This window comes from Pelomonas baiyunensis, from assembly GCF_043555935.1.
Taxonomy (GTDB): Bacteria; Pseudomonadota; Gammaproteobacteria; order Burkholderiales; family Burkholderiaceae_C; genus Pelomonas; species Pelomonas baiyunensis.
In genome coordinates this window covers 1-219 of the sequence record NZ_JBIGIB010000027.1, presented here as the reverse complement: position 1 = coordinate 219, position 219 = coordinate 1, and the positions used below count along the sequence as shown (strand labels likewise).

General features: G+C 70.3%; 1 protein-coding gene. It reads right to left on the bottom strand.

All coding sequences use genetic code 11. The features are described 5' to 3' along the window. On the bottom strand, window positions 1-219 hold a 219-nt coding region (locus ACG01O_RS22290), incomplete at both ends, for a hypothetical protein (RefSeq protein ID WP_394387816.1).

The window sequence follows — 219 nt, the reverse complement described above, 5'->3', positions numbered from 1 at the left end:
AGGTCAGGGCCACCATGTCGGCGGTGGTCATGCCCTTGAGCTGGTCGGTGTTGAGCGCACCGATCTGGCCGGTGGTCAGGGCCTGCACGCCGTCGGTGGTGAGGGCGCCCACTTGCGTGGAGGTCAGGCCGGCCAGCGCGGCGGTGGTGATCGAGCGCACGTCCGCCGTCTCCAGGCTGCGGACCTGGCCGGTGGTGAAGGCGTTGACCTGATCGGACG